Source organism: Vibrio sp. V19_P1S1T109 (genome assembly GCF_002241375.1).
In the GTDB taxonomy this organism is placed as follows: Bacteria; Pseudomonadota; Gammaproteobacteria; order Enterobacterales; family Vibrionaceae; genus Vibrio; species Vibrio anguillarum.
On the sequence record NZ_NDIM01000329.1, the window covers coordinates 1 to 3,084 of the forward strand.

At 45.2% G+C, this 3,084-nt stretch carries 2 protein-coding genes; both read left to right on the forward strand.

The genetic code is table 11. The features are described from left to right. Positions 1 to 62: 62 nt before the first annotated feature. Positions 63 to 1,613 carry a Re/Si-specific NAD(P)(+) transhydrogenase subunit alpha gene (locus B9J87_RS15675; protein ID WP_013867800.1) on the forward strand — a complete coding sequence of 517 codons (1,551 nt, stop codon included), beginning with the start codon at positions 63 to 65 and terminating at the stop codon, positions 1,611 to 1,613. Positions 1,614 to 1,624: 11 nt separating this feature from the next. Beyond that, a complete protein-coding gene (pntB, locus tag B9J87_RS15680) occupies positions 1,625 to 3,001 on the forward strand; it encodes a Re/Si-specific NAD(P)(+) transhydrogenase subunit beta (RefSeq protein ID WP_017046914.1) in 1,377 nt (458 codons plus the stop codon). The last annotated feature ends 83 nt before the right edge of the window (positions 3,002 to 3,084 follow it).

The window sequence follows — 3,084 nt, forward strand, 5'->3', positions numbered from 1 at the left end:
CAGTTATGCTGGTGGTTAGATAAAAACAGAATAATCATTGTGCCAATAGTCAAGGAATAACTATGCAAATTGGTGTACCAAAAGAGACCCTTACGGGTGAAACACGGGTTGCAGCTTCACCGAGTTCGGTAGCGCAATTAATCAAACTAGGCTTCGACGTCTCCATTGAAACTCAAGCTGGGGTTTTAGCCAGTTTTGATGATGCGGCTTTTGAGGCGGCTGGTGCCACGATTGTTTCGACACAAGATGTTTGGAATTCAGACATTATCTTGAAGGTCAATGCGCCGATTGTTGATGAAAAACAATCGATTGATGAGGTTGCTTTGATCAAAGAAGGGGCAAGCCTAATCAGTTTTATCTGGCCTGCACAAAACCCAGAATTGATGGAACAGTTATCAAGTAAAAAAATCAACGTGCTGGCGATGGACTCAGTGCCGAGAATATCCAGAGCACAAGCTTTAGACGCTTTGTCATCAATGGCTAACATTGCTGGCTACCGCGCTGTTGTTGAAGCTGCACATGAATTTGGCCGCTTCTTTACAGGGCAAATTACCGCAGCGGGCAAAGTCCCGCCGGCAAAAGTACTGGTTGCTGGCGCTGGCGTTGCTGGCCTCGCTGCTATCGGTGCCGCAGGAAGTTTGGGGGCAATTGTACGAGCTTTTGATGTTCGCCCAGAAGTAAAAGAACAAGTTCAATCAATGGGTGCAGAGTTTTTGGAAGTCGATTTCCAAGAAACGGCTGGTTCAGGCGATGGTTACGCCAAAGAGATGTCTGACGACTTTAATAAAAAGGCCGCTGAACTGTATGCAGCGCAAGCTAAAGATGTCGACATCATTATCACGACGGCTTTGATCCCTGGACGTCCAGCCCCTAAGCTGATCACCAAAGAGATGGTCGACAGTATGAGCGCTGGTAGCGTGATCGTCGATCTTGCAGCTGCAAACGGGGGGAACTGTGAATACACGGTTGCCGATCAGGTGATTACAACCGCCAATGGTGTGAAAGTGGTCGGTTATACTGATATGGTTGGCCGCTTACCAACACAATCCTCTCAATTATATTCAACAAACATCGTTAACTTGCTGAAATTGTTATGCAAGGAAAAAGATGGGTCCATCAATATTGACTTTGAAGACGTTGTTTTACGTGGTGTGACGGTCGTGAAAGAAGGCGAAATAACGTGGCCAGCACCACCGATCCAAGTCTCTGCGCAACCGCAAGTCAAGACCGCACCAACTAGACCTGAACCCAAAAAACAAGAACCCGTTTCTGCGACGAAAAAAATTACTGGCTTAGTTGCTGCCGTTGGCGCTTTTGCTTGGATCGCATCGGTCGCACCTGCGGCTTTTTTAAGCCATTTCACCGTTTTTGTTTTAGCGTGTGTTGTGGGTTACTACGTCGTTTGGAATGTTACTCATGCTTTACATACTCCTTTGATGTCCGTTACCAATGCAATTTCCGGCATTATTGTGGTCGGAGCTTTATTGCAGATAGGTCAAGGGAGTGGTGTGGTCACTTTCCTCGCGTTTATCGCTGTTTTAATTGCAAGCATTAACATCTTTGGTGGTTTTACAGTCACCAAACGTATGCTTGAAATGTTCCGTAAAGACTAAGGGAGTAATATATGTCTGCAGGATTAGTACAAGCCGCATATATTATTGCTGCTATCTTCTTCATCATGAGCCTTGCGGGATTATCAAAGCAGGAATCAGCAAGAGCTGGTAACTACTATGGTATAGCGGGTATGGCTATCGCACTCATCGCCACTATTTTTCGTCCAGATGCGCAGGGCTTAGCTTGGGTATTGCTGGCGATGGTAATTGGGGGTGGTATCGGTATTCATTATGCTAAAAAAGTAGAAATGACCGAAATGCCCGAACTTGTGGCTATTCTCCACAGTTTTGTGGGCATGGCTGCGGTATTAGTGGGTTATAACAGCTATATCGATGCGCCAATTGTACTCGATCACGCTGAACACGTGATTCATTTGGTTGAAGTGTTCATTGGGGTATTTATTGGTGCCGTCACCTTTACAGGATCTATCGTCGCCTTTGGTAAACTGCGTGGAATCATTTCGTCGTCGTCGCTCAATCTCCCTCATAAGCATAAGCTCAACCTCGCGGCCATTGTTGTCTCCACATTATTAATGATTTACTTTGTTAATAATGGTGGCAGCATGTTTGCATTGATTATTATGACTCTGATAGCGTTCGCGTTTGGCTACCATTTGGTGGCTTCGATTGGTGGTGCAGACATGCCCGTTGTGGTATCGATGCTTAACTCCTATTCAGGTTGGGCAGCGGCAGCGGCTGGCTTTATGTTAGCGAATGATTTGTTGATCGTAACCGGAGCACTGGTTGGTTCTTCAGGTGCCATTCTTTCTTACATTATGTGTAAAGCGATGAACCGCTCTTTTGTTAGTGTGATTGCCGGGGGCTTTGGTCAAGATGTGGCTATCAGCGCAGACGTTGAGTACGGTGAACACCGTGAAATAAACGCTGAAGAAGTAGCCGAAATGCTGAAAAACTCTAAGTCAGTGATCATCACTCCAGGGTATGGCATGGCAGTAGCTCAAGCACAGTATCCTGTTCACGAAATCACGGAGAAGTTACGTGCACAAGGTATTAAAGTTCGCTTTGGTATTCATCCAGTAGCGGGACGTTTACCTGGCCATATGAACGTACTGCTTGCTGAAGCAAAAGTGCCTTATGACATTGTGTTAGAAATGGACGAAATAAACGATGATTTTACTGAAACGGATACGGTTTTGGTGATCGGTGCAAATGACACAGTAAACCCAGCAGCATTAGAAGATCCGAATAGTCCGATCGCCGGAATGCCAGTGTTAGAAGTATGGAAAGCGCAAAATGTCATTGTATTCAAGCGTTCAATGAATACTGGCTACGCGGGTGTACAAAACCCTCTTTTCTTTAAAGATAATACCTATATGCTTTTTGGTGATGCAAAAGAGAGTGTAGACGCCATCTCAAAAGCGTTATAGCATCTACGATTAGGATAATAAAGAAGCCAGCATTTTGCTGGCTTCTTCTGTTTTTGAGCAATCATTATTGACATGGATATAAC